This is a genomic window from Paenarthrobacter sp. AB444 (genome assembly GCF_028736865.1).
Classification (GTDB): Bacteria; Actinomycetota; Actinomycetes; order Actinomycetales; family Micrococcaceae; genus Arthrobacter; species Arthrobacter nicotinovorans_B.
In genome coordinates, this window is the sequence record NZ_JAQZBY010000004.1 from 158,713 (window position 1) to 172,328 (window position 13,616).

The 13,616-nt window shown below is 62.8% G+C and carries 11 protein-coding genes; 3 read left to right on the top strand and 8 right to left on the bottom strand.

From position 1 onward, the window contains the following. Positions 1-7 precede the first annotated feature (7 nt). Both PQ627_RS07290 and PQ627_RS07295 read right to left on the bottom strand, forming a co-directional pair. Complete coding sequence (locus PQ627_RS07290; RefSeq protein WP_144659920.1) at positions 8-493, bottom strand: GtrA family protein; 486 nt, start codon at positions 491-493, stop codon at positions 8-10. A gap of 18 nt (positions 494-511) precedes the next feature. Further along, entirely contained in the window at positions 512-1,360 is an 849-nt protein-coding gene (locus PQ627_RS07295; protein ID WP_274259586.1) for a fumarylacetoacetate hydrolase family protein, read from the bottom strand. Positions 1,361-1,531: 171 nt separating this feature from the next. Here PQ627_RS07295 and PQ627_RS07300 point away from each other — a divergent pair, with 171 nt between their 5' ends. Beyond that, on the top strand, positions 1,532-2,725 hold the full coding sequence (locus PQ627_RS07300; protein ID WP_274259587.1) for an SLC13 family permease: 1,194 nt from the start codon (positions 1,532-1,534) through the stop codon (positions 2,723-2,725). On the opposite strand, the gene PQ627_RS07305 is transcribed toward PQ627_RS07300, so the two are convergent. Beyond that, positions 2,722-3,390, bottom strand: coding sequence for a DUF1684 domain-containing protein (locus PQ627_RS07305; RefSeq protein WP_274259589.1), 669 nt, complete (start codon positions 3,388-3,390; stop codon positions 2,722-2,724). The two genes, PQ627_RS07300 and PQ627_RS07305, sit on opposite strands and share 4 nt — an antisense overlap. 54 nt (positions 3,391-3,444) lie before the next feature. Here PQ627_RS07305 and PQ627_RS07310 point away from each other — a divergent pair, with 54 nt between their 5' ends. Continuing rightward, the gene (locus PQ627_RS07310; RefSeq protein WP_274259591.1) at positions 3,445-4,311 is read left to right on the top strand and encodes a hypothetical protein; all 867 of its coding nucleotides are present in this window, start codon (positions 3,445-3,447) and stop codon (positions 4,309-4,311) included. 72 nt (positions 4,312-4,383) lie between these two features. Next, complete coding sequence (locus PQ627_RS07315; RefSeq protein WP_274259593.1) at positions 4,384-5,190, top strand: transglutaminase-like domain-containing protein; 807 nt, start codon at positions 4,384-4,386, stop codon at positions 5,188-5,190. On the opposite strand, the gene PQ627_RS07320 is transcribed toward PQ627_RS07315, so the two are convergent. From PQ627_RS07320 to PQ627_RS07340, 5 genes are all read right to left on the bottom strand, one after another. Next, the gene (locus tag PQ627_RS07320) at positions 5,187-5,648 is read right to left on the bottom strand and encodes a MarR family winged helix-turn-helix transcriptional regulator (RefSeq protein ID WP_144659927.1); all 462 of its coding nucleotides are present in this window, start codon (positions 5,646-5,648) and stop codon (positions 5,187-5,189) included. The two genes, PQ627_RS07315 and PQ627_RS07320, sit on opposite strands and share 4 nt — an antisense overlap. Beyond that, on the bottom strand, positions 5,648-6,772 hold the full coding sequence (locus PQ627_RS07325) for an LLM class flavin-dependent oxidoreductase (protein ID WP_144659928.1): 1,125 nt from the start codon (positions 6,770-6,772) through the stop codon (positions 5,648-5,650). The genes PQ627_RS07320 and PQ627_RS07325 overlap by 1 nt, the downstream gene beginning before the upstream one ends. A gap of 139 nt (positions 6,773-6,911) precedes the next feature. Next, entirely contained in the window at positions 6,912-10,130 is a 3,219-nt protein-coding gene (locus tag PQ627_RS07330) for an efflux RND transporter permease subunit (RefSeq protein ID WP_274259597.1), read from the bottom strand. Positions 10,131-10,197: 67 nt separating this feature from the next. Continuing rightward, positions 10,198-11,703 carry a malate:quinone oxidoreductase gene (locus tag PQ627_RS07335; protein WP_144659930.1) on the bottom strand — a complete coding sequence of 502 codons (1,506 nt, stop codon included), beginning with the start codon at positions 11,701-11,703 and terminating at the stop codon, positions 10,198-10,200. A gap of 79 nt (positions 11,704-11,782) precedes the next feature. Then, on the bottom strand, positions 11,783-13,444 hold the full coding sequence (locus PQ627_RS07340; RefSeq protein WP_274259764.1) for an ABC transporter substrate-binding protein: 1,662 nt from the start codon (positions 13,442-13,444) through the stop codon (positions 11,783-11,785). Positions 13,445-13,616: the final 172 nt, after the last annotated feature.

A 13,616-nucleotide genomic window follows, 5' to 3' on the forward strand; every position in this document is an offset into this window, starting at 1 on the left:
GGCCGGGCTAAACGTGACGCGCGCGGCGGAAAATCCAGTGGCGCAGCAACGTGAAGCGGACAGCGGTGGCTACGAAACCGGACAACGTTGTTGTCCAGAGCTCCTCAGCGACGCTGGCGTCCGGCTTGAACAGATGCAGCACACCCAAGCTCCCGCCCGTGATGAGCAATGCGATACCGATCACGATGACTCCGCTGAGGTGGTCCCGGGCCCGTTTCCTGCTGCCGGTAATTTTGAACGTCAGGCGCCGATTCAGTGCCGTGTTCATCAACGAGGTCAAAATCAAGGCCACGGCGTTTGCCAACTGGGGGTCGATCAAGGGACGCAGCAGCGCGTAGATGGCCAGCGAGCTTCCCGTGCAGATGACTCCGACACCGCTGAAGCGGATCAATTGCCGCACTACGGGGTACTTCAGGATGCCGCGATGCCGTTTGCGGGGTGGTTTTTGAGGGGGAGATGGCAACAGGCCTGTGGCGTCCGCAGCTATCTCCATGGTCTTAAGCCTGACACACTATGCAGGCAGCTCCTCCCACGAAGCGCCGCGCACGGGGTTGGTGAGTTCGCCGATTCCCTCCACACGGCACGTCACGGTGTCACCGGGCTGGATGCGGGCGGTCCCGGCCGGGAATCCAGTGAGGACAAGATCACCGGGCTGAAGGGTCATGAACGATGTGAGGTAGACCAGGATCTCGTCCACTTTCCAGCCGAGGTCCGCCGAACCCGCAGACTCCAGCTCGCGGCCGTTGTGGACGATGCCGATCTTCAGATCCGTGGGGTCCAGCTGCGTGACGATCCAAGGTCCTGCGGGGGTGAAGGTGTCCTGGCTCTTGGCGCTGATCCAGAGTTCGTCGGACTTCTGGAGATCGCGTGCCGAAACATCATTGCCGATCGTGTAACCGAGAATCGCCGAGGCTGCCGTTTCCAGGGTCAACGCGCGCGCCGCCTGGCCTATGACGATCGTCAGTTCCGCCTCGGGGTCCACATGGCCCACGTTCGCCTGGAGTTCGATCGCCTCGCCCGGACCCACCACGCTGGATGCCGCTTTGTGGAACGCTTGCGGCGGCAGCTCGCGGCCTGGCTGTCCAGTGTTGTGCGCCATGCCAAGGACATTGACCGGCACGGAGGGCGCCAGGAACGTGAAGGCGTCTTCGGTCACTGTTGAGCCCCGCTCCCACCCCGCGCGCCCAGGGCTGGCGGCGTTGGCCCGGGAAGAGGGGAAAGGGGATTCGATGACCATCCACGACTTTCCTTCGTCCGAGGCGAAGTTTGTTGCGTCATTCGCGACGAAGAAGTGCTCGTCCGGGGAGGCTGGATTCAGGGGGCGTACGCGGGCGACACGACGGGGAAACGGGGAAGTCATGATGACATCCTACGTCCTCCCACGCGTTGCGAGGCCCGCTTTACGTCCCATGGTTCGTCCATGACGCGCAGAGCGGGCCACGCAAGGCATTAGGCGAGCGGGGCCGATCCACATGCCACGCTGAAGCGATGCGTGGGAATCCCGTCAGGTGCGGGGCTTAGAATCCTGCTCATGCGTCTGGCGATAATTGGACTGGTTCTCCTTGTGGCGGGTGGGGTGACCGTAGCTACGGGTGTGCTGCCGTGGCACGAAGTCATGGTTCTCGTAGATCGCGTCGCACCAATTTTGGCGTTCGTCGTCGCGATGACCGTGGTGACCGAGCTCGTCAGTGAAGCCGGCACGTTTCAGTGGATCGCGCGGCGCCTGCGCCGCTGGGGCCGCGGGCGGAGCGTCCTGCTGTGGTTGCTGCTGGCATTGTTTGCGACACTGAGCACGATCTTCCTGTCCCTGGACACGACAGCGGTCCTCCTCACCCCGGTGGTTGTCACAGTGGCCCGCCAGGCGGGGCTCCCGGTCCTGCCCTTTGCGCTGACAACGGTTTGGCTGGCCAACACGGCCAGTCTGCTGCTCCCGATCTCCAATCTCACCAACCTCCTTGCCCAGCACAATCTGGGTGGCATCACCCCAGCCCAATTTGCGCAATTGATGTGGGCACCGTCGCTGGCGGCCATCCTGGTGCCCTTGGCGTTCATTGCCGTGGTGTTCCGCCGCGAGCTGCGAAAGAGCTACGGCCTGGACGCTTCCCGTCCCGCGGCAATATCCGAAGCAAAGGCTCCCGACCGGCTGCTGCTGACAGGCAGCGCAGCAGTCCTGGTGCTGCTGCTGCCGGCACTGGTGTCGGGAATCGCCATCTGGATTCCGGCAGCCGTCGCCGCTGTGGTCCTGGCCGTCCTGTTCATCATCCGCCGCCCGGCCGTCCTGAAGATCACGCTGATTCCATGGTCCCTTCTGCTGTTCACCTGTGGGCTTTTCCTGGTGGTCGAGGCCACCCAATATCTCGGCGCGTCGGCGTTGCTCGGCCAAGTGGCAGGCCAAGGCGATGGCTTCTTCGAACTCCTGAGGCTGGCGCTGACCGGGGCTCTGGGGTCCAACGTCGTCAATAATCTGCCGGCCTATCTCCTGGCTGAACCCCTGGCGGGAACGCCGGAAAGAATGGCGGCCTTGTTGGTAGGGGTCAACGCCGGTCCCTTGATTGCGCCGTGGGCCTCATTGGCTACTTTGCTCTGGCACGACCGGCTGATGCGCATGAACGTGCTGGTGAAATGGCAAGGATACGCCGTGATGGGGCTGCTGGTGGCACCCCTGACCATCATCGCCGCCATTGCGGCGCTCGCAGTCTTCGGGCCGGGCGGGTTGTTCGGCTAGCCTGCGTACAGCTCGCCGACAGGAACGTCTGCGGCCAGCCGGTTGGCTGGCCCGGCAAGGGGGCATGCCCAGGCTTCGTTGTACGCGCAGGATGGGTTGTAGGCGAAATTGAAGTCCAGGATGAACTCCTGTCCGGTAGCCGTTTCCCTGGTGCCATGGAACGAGCCTTTAACGGTATCGAGCAAGTACCTGCCCGCCCCGTAGCTGCCGCCGGGCTTCCCGGCTGTCGCATCACGGAAAGGTACGAAGATGCCACCGCCGTAGCTCCTCAGCCGCCACACAGCCAGGGAACCCAGCCCGGGCAGTTCAAAGGTGCCGATCCGCGTGAAGGGAACCACGCCGTCGGTGCCGGTCTGGACATTCATCTCCTGGCCCACGCCCTCGGGGAGAAGCCCGGCGTGGAAGCGGTAGGCGGGGTCGTATCCGGCGGTCCGCAGGCCGGAAAAAGAAGCCTTCATGTCCGGCGTCAAGGCTGAGGCAGGATGTGAAGCAAACATAAGATCCCGCTCCTGGCGCCAGTAGTCGTGGGCCTGCCGTGGACTCGTCTCTGCGAGTTGACGCACTTTGTCGTAGAGGGCGAAGGTCTTCAAGCGCCAGGCAGCGATATCTACCGCTGACATCGTAGGGAGGGTGTCCTCGAATTCGTCGTGCTCGGTGGGGGCCATACAGCAAGCCTAGTCCTGTGCGTGTCGTGGCCTCCCCACCGCTAGGCTGTGCTCATGACCGGCACGAGGAACCTCGAAGGTATACCGCTGAAACTTGCTGCGGCGGCTCTTGCAGGTTGCCTGGTGGCCGGCGCGGCGGGCTGCTCGTCGGAAAACAAGGGGCCGCAAGTGACCTCCACGGCGTCGTCCAGTCCCAACAGTTCCGAATCGGGGACAGGCACCCCGGAAAGCACGACGACGAGTCCCGGCAGTGACGCTGGTCAGCCCTCGTCTTCGGCTGCTTCGAGCGGAACGGACGCCCCTTCGGGATCTTCAAGTGCGGGCCCGCAACCGGTACCCACCGCCCTTTCCTGGAAAACCTATACTGATCCGGCCAAGAGCGTCAGCTTCGAGCTTCCCAAGGATTGGATTGCCCAGTCTGCCTCCCCGGACGCCGGTTCTTTGGCTGGAGCAGTGAAAGTGGAGGTCAAGGACGGGGCAGGGAAGTACATCGCCACGCTACAGACGGGATTGGCCCCGGCCACTGCGGCGCCTTGCCCGGCCGGACAAGGAAAGCCCTACGTGGTGATCAGCAGCACGCCCTTGGATGTACCGCACTCGGACGGACCCGACACCATCGATCCGCGCGTTGTCTTCCGTGTCATCCAGGGCTATAAGTTCTTCGGCTCCTACGGCATCACCAACAAGGTGGCCGGTGCCGACGGCCAGTCGTGTGAACTGGCAAACCGCGTGCAGGGGCCGGCAGGCAAGGGCGATTATTCGTTCGGGGACGTCCCTGCCCTGCATGCCTTCGCCGCAGATGAGAAAGTCGCTCCGGCAAAATCCTTTGACACTTTGGACCTCGCTGCAAAGTACGTGGCCCACGATTCTGAATTCGCCAACGTCCAGCGGATGCTACTGTCTCTGAAGGTCAATCTGTAGTCCTCGGATTGGCTCACTCACACATTTGGCGGCGATGGGGGCTGACCGCCGCAGACCCAGTGTCGGAGATCAATGGAACGCAACGTTGCTGCCTCGCTCGTTTTCAAGACCGCAGCCAACACCAAGGTGGCCATGGCCATTGCCGTGGCCAACAACCCCGGCTATGACTCGGTCACCGAGAACCTGTCGGTTACGGTGGCGGGGGAGGAGCTTCCCGTAGCTGAACTCAGTGACCATCACGGGGGTCGGTTCCACTATCTTGAGTTTGCCGAGCCCAGCGAGGTGACTGTGGAGTACGCGGCAACCATCCACGGCCACGCGTTGCCCGATACATCTACCCCGATGGAACTAATCCGGTACGTCAGGCCCAGCCGCTATGCCGAATCCGATCGGCTGTTGCCCACCTCCTACGCCGAGTTCGGCACCCTTAACGGGGAAGAGTTGCTCCACGCCGTCCGTGACTGGGTCCACGGTGAACTCCGTTACGTCAGCGGTTCCTCACGGGGAACGGACGGAGCCGTGGAAACGCTGCTCCACCGCAGGGGAGTATGCAGGGACTTTGCCCACCTCGCCATTGCGCTGCTGAGGTCAAAGGATGTCCCTGCACGCCTGGCGGCCGTTTATGCGCCGGGACTGACCCCCATGGACTTCCATGCCGTCGCCGAGGCGTACGTTGACGGTTCATGGCGGATCATCGACCCCACGGGCCTGGCGCCCCGCGAATCCATGGTCCGGATCACCGCCGGGCGGGATTCTTCCGATACGGCGTTTCTCTCCACAGTGGGCGGAAGCCTCTCGCTGAAGTCCCTCAAGGTCAGTGCTTCAGTCAATGGAGAGCTCCCGGCGGAGAACCACCGGGAGCTCGTGACCTTGCGCTAGTGTCCGGCCACGGAGGCGCGCAGCTTCTCCGTCAGTCGCAGCAGCTCCCGCTGCTCGTCGGCCGTGAGGGCGGGTGCCACCAGCGTGGCGATGTCGCGAACGTGTTCGCGCCCGATGGTTTTTTGCAGTTCGCGCCCGGCGTCGGTGAGGGCCAGCAGGACCCCGCGACCGTCGTCGGGGGCGGTTGTGCGCTCCACCAGTCCCCGCTTTTCCAGGCGGTCAACCAAACGGCTCAGGCTGGACTGGCTCAGCAGTACCTTGTCGTTGATTTCGTTCAGGCGAAGCTGTCCGGAAGGGCACCGGGACAAGGTGAACAGGACGTCATACTCCTTGACGGGCAGTGCCTTGAAGGCCGGCCCGGACTGAAGCTTCCGCATCACCGCCACCTGGGAGCGGAACAAAGACTCCCAGGTTTCGGCGGCGAGGCGAACGGCAGATGAGGCCGATGGCGTGGACATCAGGCGTCCTGGCCCGCAGCACCTGCCGCTGCTGATTCGCTGACCTTGGCCTCCAGTGCCGCTGCCACGCGGGAAGCGTGGGTGGGGGCGTCCGGCACGTGGGCGGGCTTCATGGCGGCGTACTCCTTGCGCAGGACGGGCAGGACCTCCTCGCCGAAGAGGTCCAGCTGCTCCAGGACGGTCTTCAGGGGAAGGCCGGCGTGGTCGATCAGGAACAGCTGGCGCTGGTAGTCGCCGAAGAACTCGCGGAAGGTGAGGGTCTTCTCGATGACCTCCTGCGGGCTCCCCACGGTCAGTGGCGTCTGGGACGTGAAGTCCTCGAGCGACGGGCCGTGGCCGTACACCGGGGCGTTGTCGAAGTAGGGGCGGAATTCCTTCACGGCGTCCTGTGAATTCTTCCTCATGAAGAACTGACCACCGAGGCCCACGATCGCCTGGTCGGCCTTGCCGTGTCCGTAGTGCTCGTAGCGCTCACGGTAGAGGCCGATCAGCTGCTGGTAGTGCTCCTTCGGCCAGAAGATGTTGTTGGCGAAGAAGCCGTCACCGTAGTACGCAGCCACTTCGGCGATCTGCGGAGTACGGATGGAACCGTGCCAGACAAAAGGCGCGACGTCGTCGAGCGGCCTCGGCGTGGACGTGAAGTTCTGCAGCGGCGTGCGGAACTTGCCCGACCAGTTGACCGTGTCCTCGTCCCACAGCTTGCGGAGCAGGCTGTAATTTTCGATCGCCAGTTCGATGCCGTCCTGGATGTTCTTGCCGAACCAGGGGTAGACGGGGGCCGTGTTGCCGCGTCCGAGGACCAGGTCAACGCGGCCGTCCGACAGGTGCTGAAGCATGGCGAAATCTTCGGCGATCTTCACGGGGTCGTTGGTGGTGATGAGCGTGGTGGCAGTGGAGAGCGTGATGCGCTCGGTCTGCGCCGCGATGTAGGCAAGCGTGGTGGTGGGGGAGGAAGAGAAGAACGGCCGGTTGTGGTGCTCGCCCAAAGCGTAGACATCCATGCCGATCTCTTCGACCTTCTTGGCGATGGCAACGGACGCCTTGATGCGTTCGTTCTCGGTGGGCGTGCGGCCCGTTGTGGGGTCAGTCGTGATATCGCTGACGCTGAATACGCCGATCTGCATGATGTGCCTTTCTCCCTGCCCGTGGTGCCGGGCTCTGTAAACAGTGTACCTCAAACTAGATGCATTTGCATGTATCAGTGCCTGTAACAGAGCAGGGCCGGGAAATGTTCCCGGCCCTGCTTCGAGGTTTGCTGTGTGCCTACTCGCCCGGATTGTGGGCGGCGCGGCGGCCCTTGACCCGAGGAATCATGCCTGTGGTCCAGTCCTGGAACTCCTCAGCGCCACTGGATCCCTGGCCATTGCTTCCCGGGTCCGGTGTTGGCTTTTCCTGCAAGTCCTTCAGCAGCTGCTTCTTCTCCCGGCGCCCTTCCACGAGTTTGTAGAGCACGGGAACCAGCACCAACGTCAGGGCGGTGGAAGAGACCAGCCCGCCGATCACCACGATCGCCAGCGGCTGCGAAATGAAGCCACCACCACCGGTCAGTCCCAACGCCATGGGCGTCAGGGCAAATACCGTGGCGAGGGCGGTCATCAGGATGGGACGCAGACGCTGCCGGGCGCCGTGGGTGATGGCATCGGAGACGCTCATGCCCGGGCGGCCCTCGTGCGGCTTCCTGTACTGGTTGATGAGGTCGATCAGGACGATCGCGTTGGTGACGACGATACCCACCAACATCAGCATGCCGATCAGCGACGGCAGGCCCAGCGGAACGCCGGTCAGCAGCAGGAGGCCGACGGCGCCGGTTGCCGCAAAGGGCACCGAGACCAACAGGATCAGGGGCTGGATGAGGGACTTGAAAGCAGCCACCATGATCACGTAAACGATGGCGATCGCCGCCAGGAGGGCCAGGCCCAGTTGGCGGAACGACTCCGCCTGCTGGGTGGTTGCCCCGCCAATGGTTGCGGTGACTCCGGCAGGCAACTGTACAGACTTCAGCCGCTCCTGCACCGCGCTGCTGACACTGCCGAGGTTGGAGCCCGACGGCGTGACGGTCACCCGCGCTGTGCGCTGGCCGTTGCTGCTGGTGATGGAAACAGGAACGTCCACTTGTTCGACGGCGGCAATCGTCTCGAGCGCGACCCCGCCTCTGGCCGTGGGAAGCTGGAGCGCTTTGACGGCCGCGATGCTGGTGAAACGCGTTCCTTCGCCGATCTGGACAGGATAGTCGTCGGTGTCGATCCGGACGGTACCGGCTGGGATCGGGCTGACGGTGGAGGCCAGGAACGCACCCACTTGATCTTCCGTCAAGCCCGCGGCTACAGCTTTGGCGCGGTCGACGCGCACCTGGACCACGGACTGCGTGGACGCCAGGTTCGTCGCGACCTCCGTGCTGCCGGGAACGCCGTCCATGGCCTTGACCATGGCATCGCTGGCAGTTTTGAGGTCGGACGAGTTGGCGGCCTTGATGGTGATATCCACTGTTGAGGACGTGCCGAAGCCACCTTGCTGGGAGCCAACCGTAATCTTGCCGGCAGCCCCTGACAGCTTGCTGCGGACTTCATCCTGGAGCTTGCCTTGGTTGACCTTCTCGTCAGTGACGATCGTGAAGGTCGAGTTTGATGCACCTGTGGAGGTGAGGGCCGCAAAGCCGGTCTGCGCGTTGCCGGAGGTGACCTGGACATCCTTGATGCCCTGGATTCCCTTCAGGGAGTCCTCCACCTTTGCTGCCTCGTCGCTGGTGGCCTGCAGGCTGGTGCCGGCAGGAAGGACCTGCCGGACAGTCATGCTGTTCTCACCCGAGCGGCCAAGGAGGTCCGTGTTCAGGAGCGGGGAAACGGCGACGGTGGCCACCAGGATCACCGCTGCTGCGGACAACGTGATGACCGGATGCTTTTGGGTTTTTGTAAGGATGGGAAGGTAGCCGCGCTGGAGTCGGCTCCGTTGCTCCGCCTCACGGGCCTTTTCCCCGGCTTCCTTGGCGGAAGCAGCCGAAACAGCACCCTTGGCGGGGGACGACAGGAACCAATAGGCCAGGACCGGGACGATGGTCAGGGAAACCAGGAGCGAGGACAACAGCGCTATGGTCACCGTCAACGCGAAGGGACGGAAGAGTTCACCTGCGAGGTCGCCTACGAAAGCGATGGGTAGGAACACGGCCACCGTTGTAAGCGTCGAGGCAGTGATGGCTCCTGCGACCTCACGGATGGACGTCAGGATGGCCGTCAGCTTGGCTTCGCCGTAACTGAGGTGCCGCTTGATGTTCTCGATGACCACGATCGAATCGTCCACCACGCGGCCGATGGCTATGGTGAGGGCTCCCAGGGTCAGGATATTCAACGAATACCCTGTAGCCGAGATGCCGATGAACGTTATCAGCAGGGACAACGGGATGGACACGGCCGTGACCAAGGTGGAGCGGACGGACATGAGGAAAACCAGGATGACGGCGACTGCGAAACCCAAACCGAGGAGTCCTTCAGTGGTGAGGTCCTTGATGGATTTTTCAATGAAGGGGGCCTGGTCGAAAACGGGTGTGAAAGTCGCGTTGTTGCCCAGTTCCTCCTGCATCGGTCCGATGGCATCACGGACAGCATGGGAGATCGCGACAGTGTCGCCGTCGGGCTTCTTGGTGACGGACAGCGCCAGCGTCGGTTTTCCGTTGGTGCGCGTGATGGAGGTGGCGGCATCGTCCTGGATGCTGACCTCGGCCACGGCTCCGATGGTGGCGGCTTTGCTGGTTCCCGCCAGGGGCAGTCCCTTGATGACGTCCAGGGAGTCCACGGGACTGCCGAGCTGCAGGGACAACGTCTTGCCCTGGTCCTCGATGGTGCCGACCGGAACCAGGGTCCCGTTGTTCTTCAGTGCGGAGCTGATGGATTGGACCGAGGCGCCCGTGGCTGCGAGATCAGCCTGGCGCGGTTTGATGAGGATGTGCTGGCTGGCGCCGCCGGTCACATCGGCGCCGCGAACGCCGTCGATCTTCTGCAGCCGGGGCACGCTGAGCCGCAGGAGGTCGGCGTTGAGTTCACTCAGGGGCTTGTCCGACGACACGGCCAGGTAGACGATCGGGAAGTCACTGATGTTTCCCGCGATCGACTGGGGCTCGACGTTGGCGGGCAACAGGCGTTTGGCGTTGGAAATGGCCCGGTCGATCTGGTTGCGTGCCCGGTCGAGGTTGGACCCATAAGTGAACACCATGGTGATCTGCGAGACGCCGTTGCGTGAAGTGGACGAGGTTGATTCAAGTCCTTCAACGCTGTTCAGCGCGGTCTCAAGGGGCCGGCTCAATTGCTTGTCCACTACCTCGGGGGAGGCGCCTGGCATGGAGGTGACAACGGTGATCTGGGGGAACTCGATCGATGGGATGAGTTCCTGCTTAAGCGAGCCCATGGTGATCACGCCGAACACCGCCGCAAAGACGGTGATCAGCGCGATCAGGGCCCGGTTACCCAGGGACAGCTTGGCCAGGCGGAACATTGCATCGACTCCTGTGGTCTACGAAACGATTCGTCTGACGGGAACCGGCCGCAGCCCCGGGTGTGGCCTAGCTCTGGATGGCGCTGGCCACTTCCAGCTGAAGCGACCTGGCTGTGCTGGCTTCCAGCTCAGCGGCGAGGTCCGGGTTCTCGTTGAGCTTGACGCCGTAGCCGGGCATCATGTCCTTGAGCTTGGACTGCCAGCCCTTGAAGTTCTTCGGGAAGGACTTCTGCAGGAGTTCGATCATGATCGGCACAGCCGTGGATGCTCCGGGCGAAGCACCGAGCAGGGCGCCGATGGAGCCGTCCCGGGAGGCGATGACTTCGGTGCCGAACTGCAGGACGCCGCCCTTTTGCGGGTGCTTCTTGATGATCTGCACGCGCTGGCCGGCAGTGATGAGTTCCCAGTTGCTGCCCACAGCCTCGGGGTAGTACTCGCGCAGGGACTCCACCTTGGCCTCGTGCCGCTTGGCAACCTCCTTGATGAGGTAGGCCGTCAGGTCCATGTTGTCCTTGGCCACTGCCAGCATGGGGATGATGTTGCCGGGGCGGATGGACAGCGGAAGGTCCAGGTAGCTGGAGGTCTTCAGGAAGTTGGTGGAGAATCCGGCGTACGGGCCGAACAAGAGCGAACGCTTGCCGTCAACAAACCTGGTGTCCAGGTGGGGGACCGACATGGGAGGGGCGCCCACGGAGGCCTGGCCGTAGACCTTGGCGCTGTGCTGGGAGGTGATGGCCTCATCGGTGCAGCGGAAGAACTGACCCGAAACCGGGAAGCCGCCGTAGCCCTTGCTTTCCGGGATTCCTGAGGCCTGCAGGAGGTGGAGCGCGCCGCCGCCGGCGCCAACGAAGACGAACTTGGCGTGGATACGGCCATGCTCGCCGGACTTGGCGTGCTTGATGGACAGATCCCAGCCGCCACCGGCCGCACGGTTGATGTTGGTGACATCGTGGCCGTAGTTGACCTCGGCGCCGCTGCTTTGCAGGTAGCCGGTCAGCTCACGGGTCAGGGCGCCGAAGTCGACGTCGGTGCCTTCTGCCGCGCGGGTGGCGGCAACACGCTGCTTACGGTCGCGGCCCTTGACGATCAGGGGCGCCCACTTGGCGATCTGGTCCTGGTCCTCGGTGTACTCCATGCTGCGGAAGAGCGTGTTGGGCTTGAGGGCCTCGTACCGGGTCTTGAGGAATTTCGCGTGGTCATCGCCAATGACGAAGCTCATGTGCGGAACAGTGTTGATAAAGCCCTTGGGGGAGCCGATCACGTTGGTGTCCACCAAGTGGGACCAGAACTGGCGCGAGAGCTGGAACTGCTCGTTGATGTGGAGCGCCTTGGAAGGGTCCACCGAGCCGTCCTTGGCTGCGGGGGAGTAGTTAAGCTCACACAGGGCAGCGTGTCCGGTGCCGGCGTTGTTCCACGGTCCAGAGCTCTCGAGCCCTGCTTCGTCGAGTCGTTCGAACAGGGAGATGGTCCAGGTGGGTTCAAGTTGCTTGATGAACGCACCAAGGGTGGCACTCATGATTCCGCCGCCAATAAGGACGACGTCGGCATGTTGAGTCTTGGAAATGAAGGTCACGATCAATCTCCGATAGCGGCGGCACTGGCTGTCACAGAATATCCCCGCGCAGACCCAATACTGAAATTGTGGGGGTTCGTCAAGACTTTAGGCGGACGTTCGTGAAAACTTCGTTGAGGACCGGTGAAGCCGGGTAGCTTTCCACCTTGTTGGACAACGCCAGGGCCGAGATGGGGAAGGCGATGGGGACGGCCGGTACGGAGGCTGCGATCTCGGCATTGATGGCCTGGTATTGGGCGTTGCGCTCATCGCCATCAGGCATGGCGCGGGCACGTTCGATTTTGTGGAAAACTTCCGAATCGGTGTAGCCGAACTCGGCCCGGGTCTCGCCGAACAGCGGCCCCAGGAAGTTGTCGGCATCGGCGTACGAGCCGTTCCATCCGAGCAGGTGCAAGCCGCGGTCACCGGCTGACTGGACCTTCTGGAGGTAGCCGTTCTCCCAGTCGATGGGCACTGGTTTGATGTTGAAGCCCACTGCCACGAGCTGGCGGCTGATTTCGGCGTAGATCTTCTCGGGGGTGGGCATGTACGCCCGGGTCGCGTTCAGCGGGTAGTAGAACTTCAGTTCCTCGCCCTTGTACCCGGCCTTCTCCAGCAGCTGCTTGGCTTTATCGGGGTTGTAGCCCAGTGAAGGAGCGTTGTTGTTGAAGCCACTGAGTTTTGGTGGCACGAACTGTGAAGCCTGGGCCGTGTTGTCGATGAAGAACTTCCGGATCAAGGATTCCTTGTCCACGGCCATCTCAATGGCCTGGCGGACCTCAAGCTTGTCCAAGGGGGCTACAGCCTGGTTGATTCCCAAGTACATGACCGAGAACGGGTCCCGCTGGATGATTTGGACACCCTTCTTGACCAGCTGGTCGAAAGTGGCAGGCGTCACCAGGTCATAAGCATCGATTTTTCCGTCGAGGAGGGCCTGTTGCCGTGTTTCGGCGTGATCAAAAGGAATGAAGTTGATGGTGGCTATCTGGCCCCTGTTGCCCCAGTAGCCTTTGTAGCTTTGAAGGGTGATCTTGTTCTCGTCCCAGGTTCCAAACTGGTACGGGCCGGTCCCCACCGGGTGGCTGGCATAGGCCGAAACGGCCAACCCGTTCCGGGTCTGGTCAAGGACGTTGGCACGCTGGGATTCGAGGGCGGCAGGCGAGGACATGGCGAAGGCCGGGAGCGTCAGGGCTTGCAGGAAACCCGTGAACGGCCTCGTCAGATTGATCTGCACATCCGTGGGCGAAACCACTTTGCAGTCCTTGAAGATGGAAAATACGGGCTCATCGGAGTAGGCCTTGAAGACGCCTTGGAACGAGATTCCCGGCGCCTGCTTGCGGAGGTCGGCAGGGAAAGTGAACCAGCGGTTGAAGTTTGCGCAAACTGCGGCGGAATCGAACGGTGTTCCGTCGTGGAAGGTGACTTTGGGCCGGAGCGTGAAGTCATAGGTCAGCCCGTTGTTGCTGTCCTTCCACTCGGTGGCCAGCAGGGGAGTTGTTTCACCGGTTGATCCGTCAACGCCCACCAGCCCTTCGAGGACCTGGCGGGTGACGCGGTAGGACTCGGAGTCGGCCGTCATGGCCGGGTCAAGGCCCAAGGGCATCGAGCCGGTGCCGAAGTTGAACATGGCAGTGGGCTCGGCGGCAGGAGTGCTGCTGGCCGACGACGACGGAGCCGGACCAGGCGTTCCGGTGCAGGCCGTCAACGCCAAAACGGCAAAGACGGAACCCGCCCTGAGCCACTGCACGGTCAGGCTCCGCATTTTGCTGCTTGCCACTCTTGTCCCCTCAAGCCGGTGTGAATGCCGTGGCCGACTTAGGCCAGACCGCGTTCCAGTCTAGTTGAACGTCCTGAATGCGCCTCCCAGCGCTTTTTCAGCCAACCAAGCACCTGGATGTGGAAAACCCCCAGATCTGCATGTGCGCAGCCGGGGG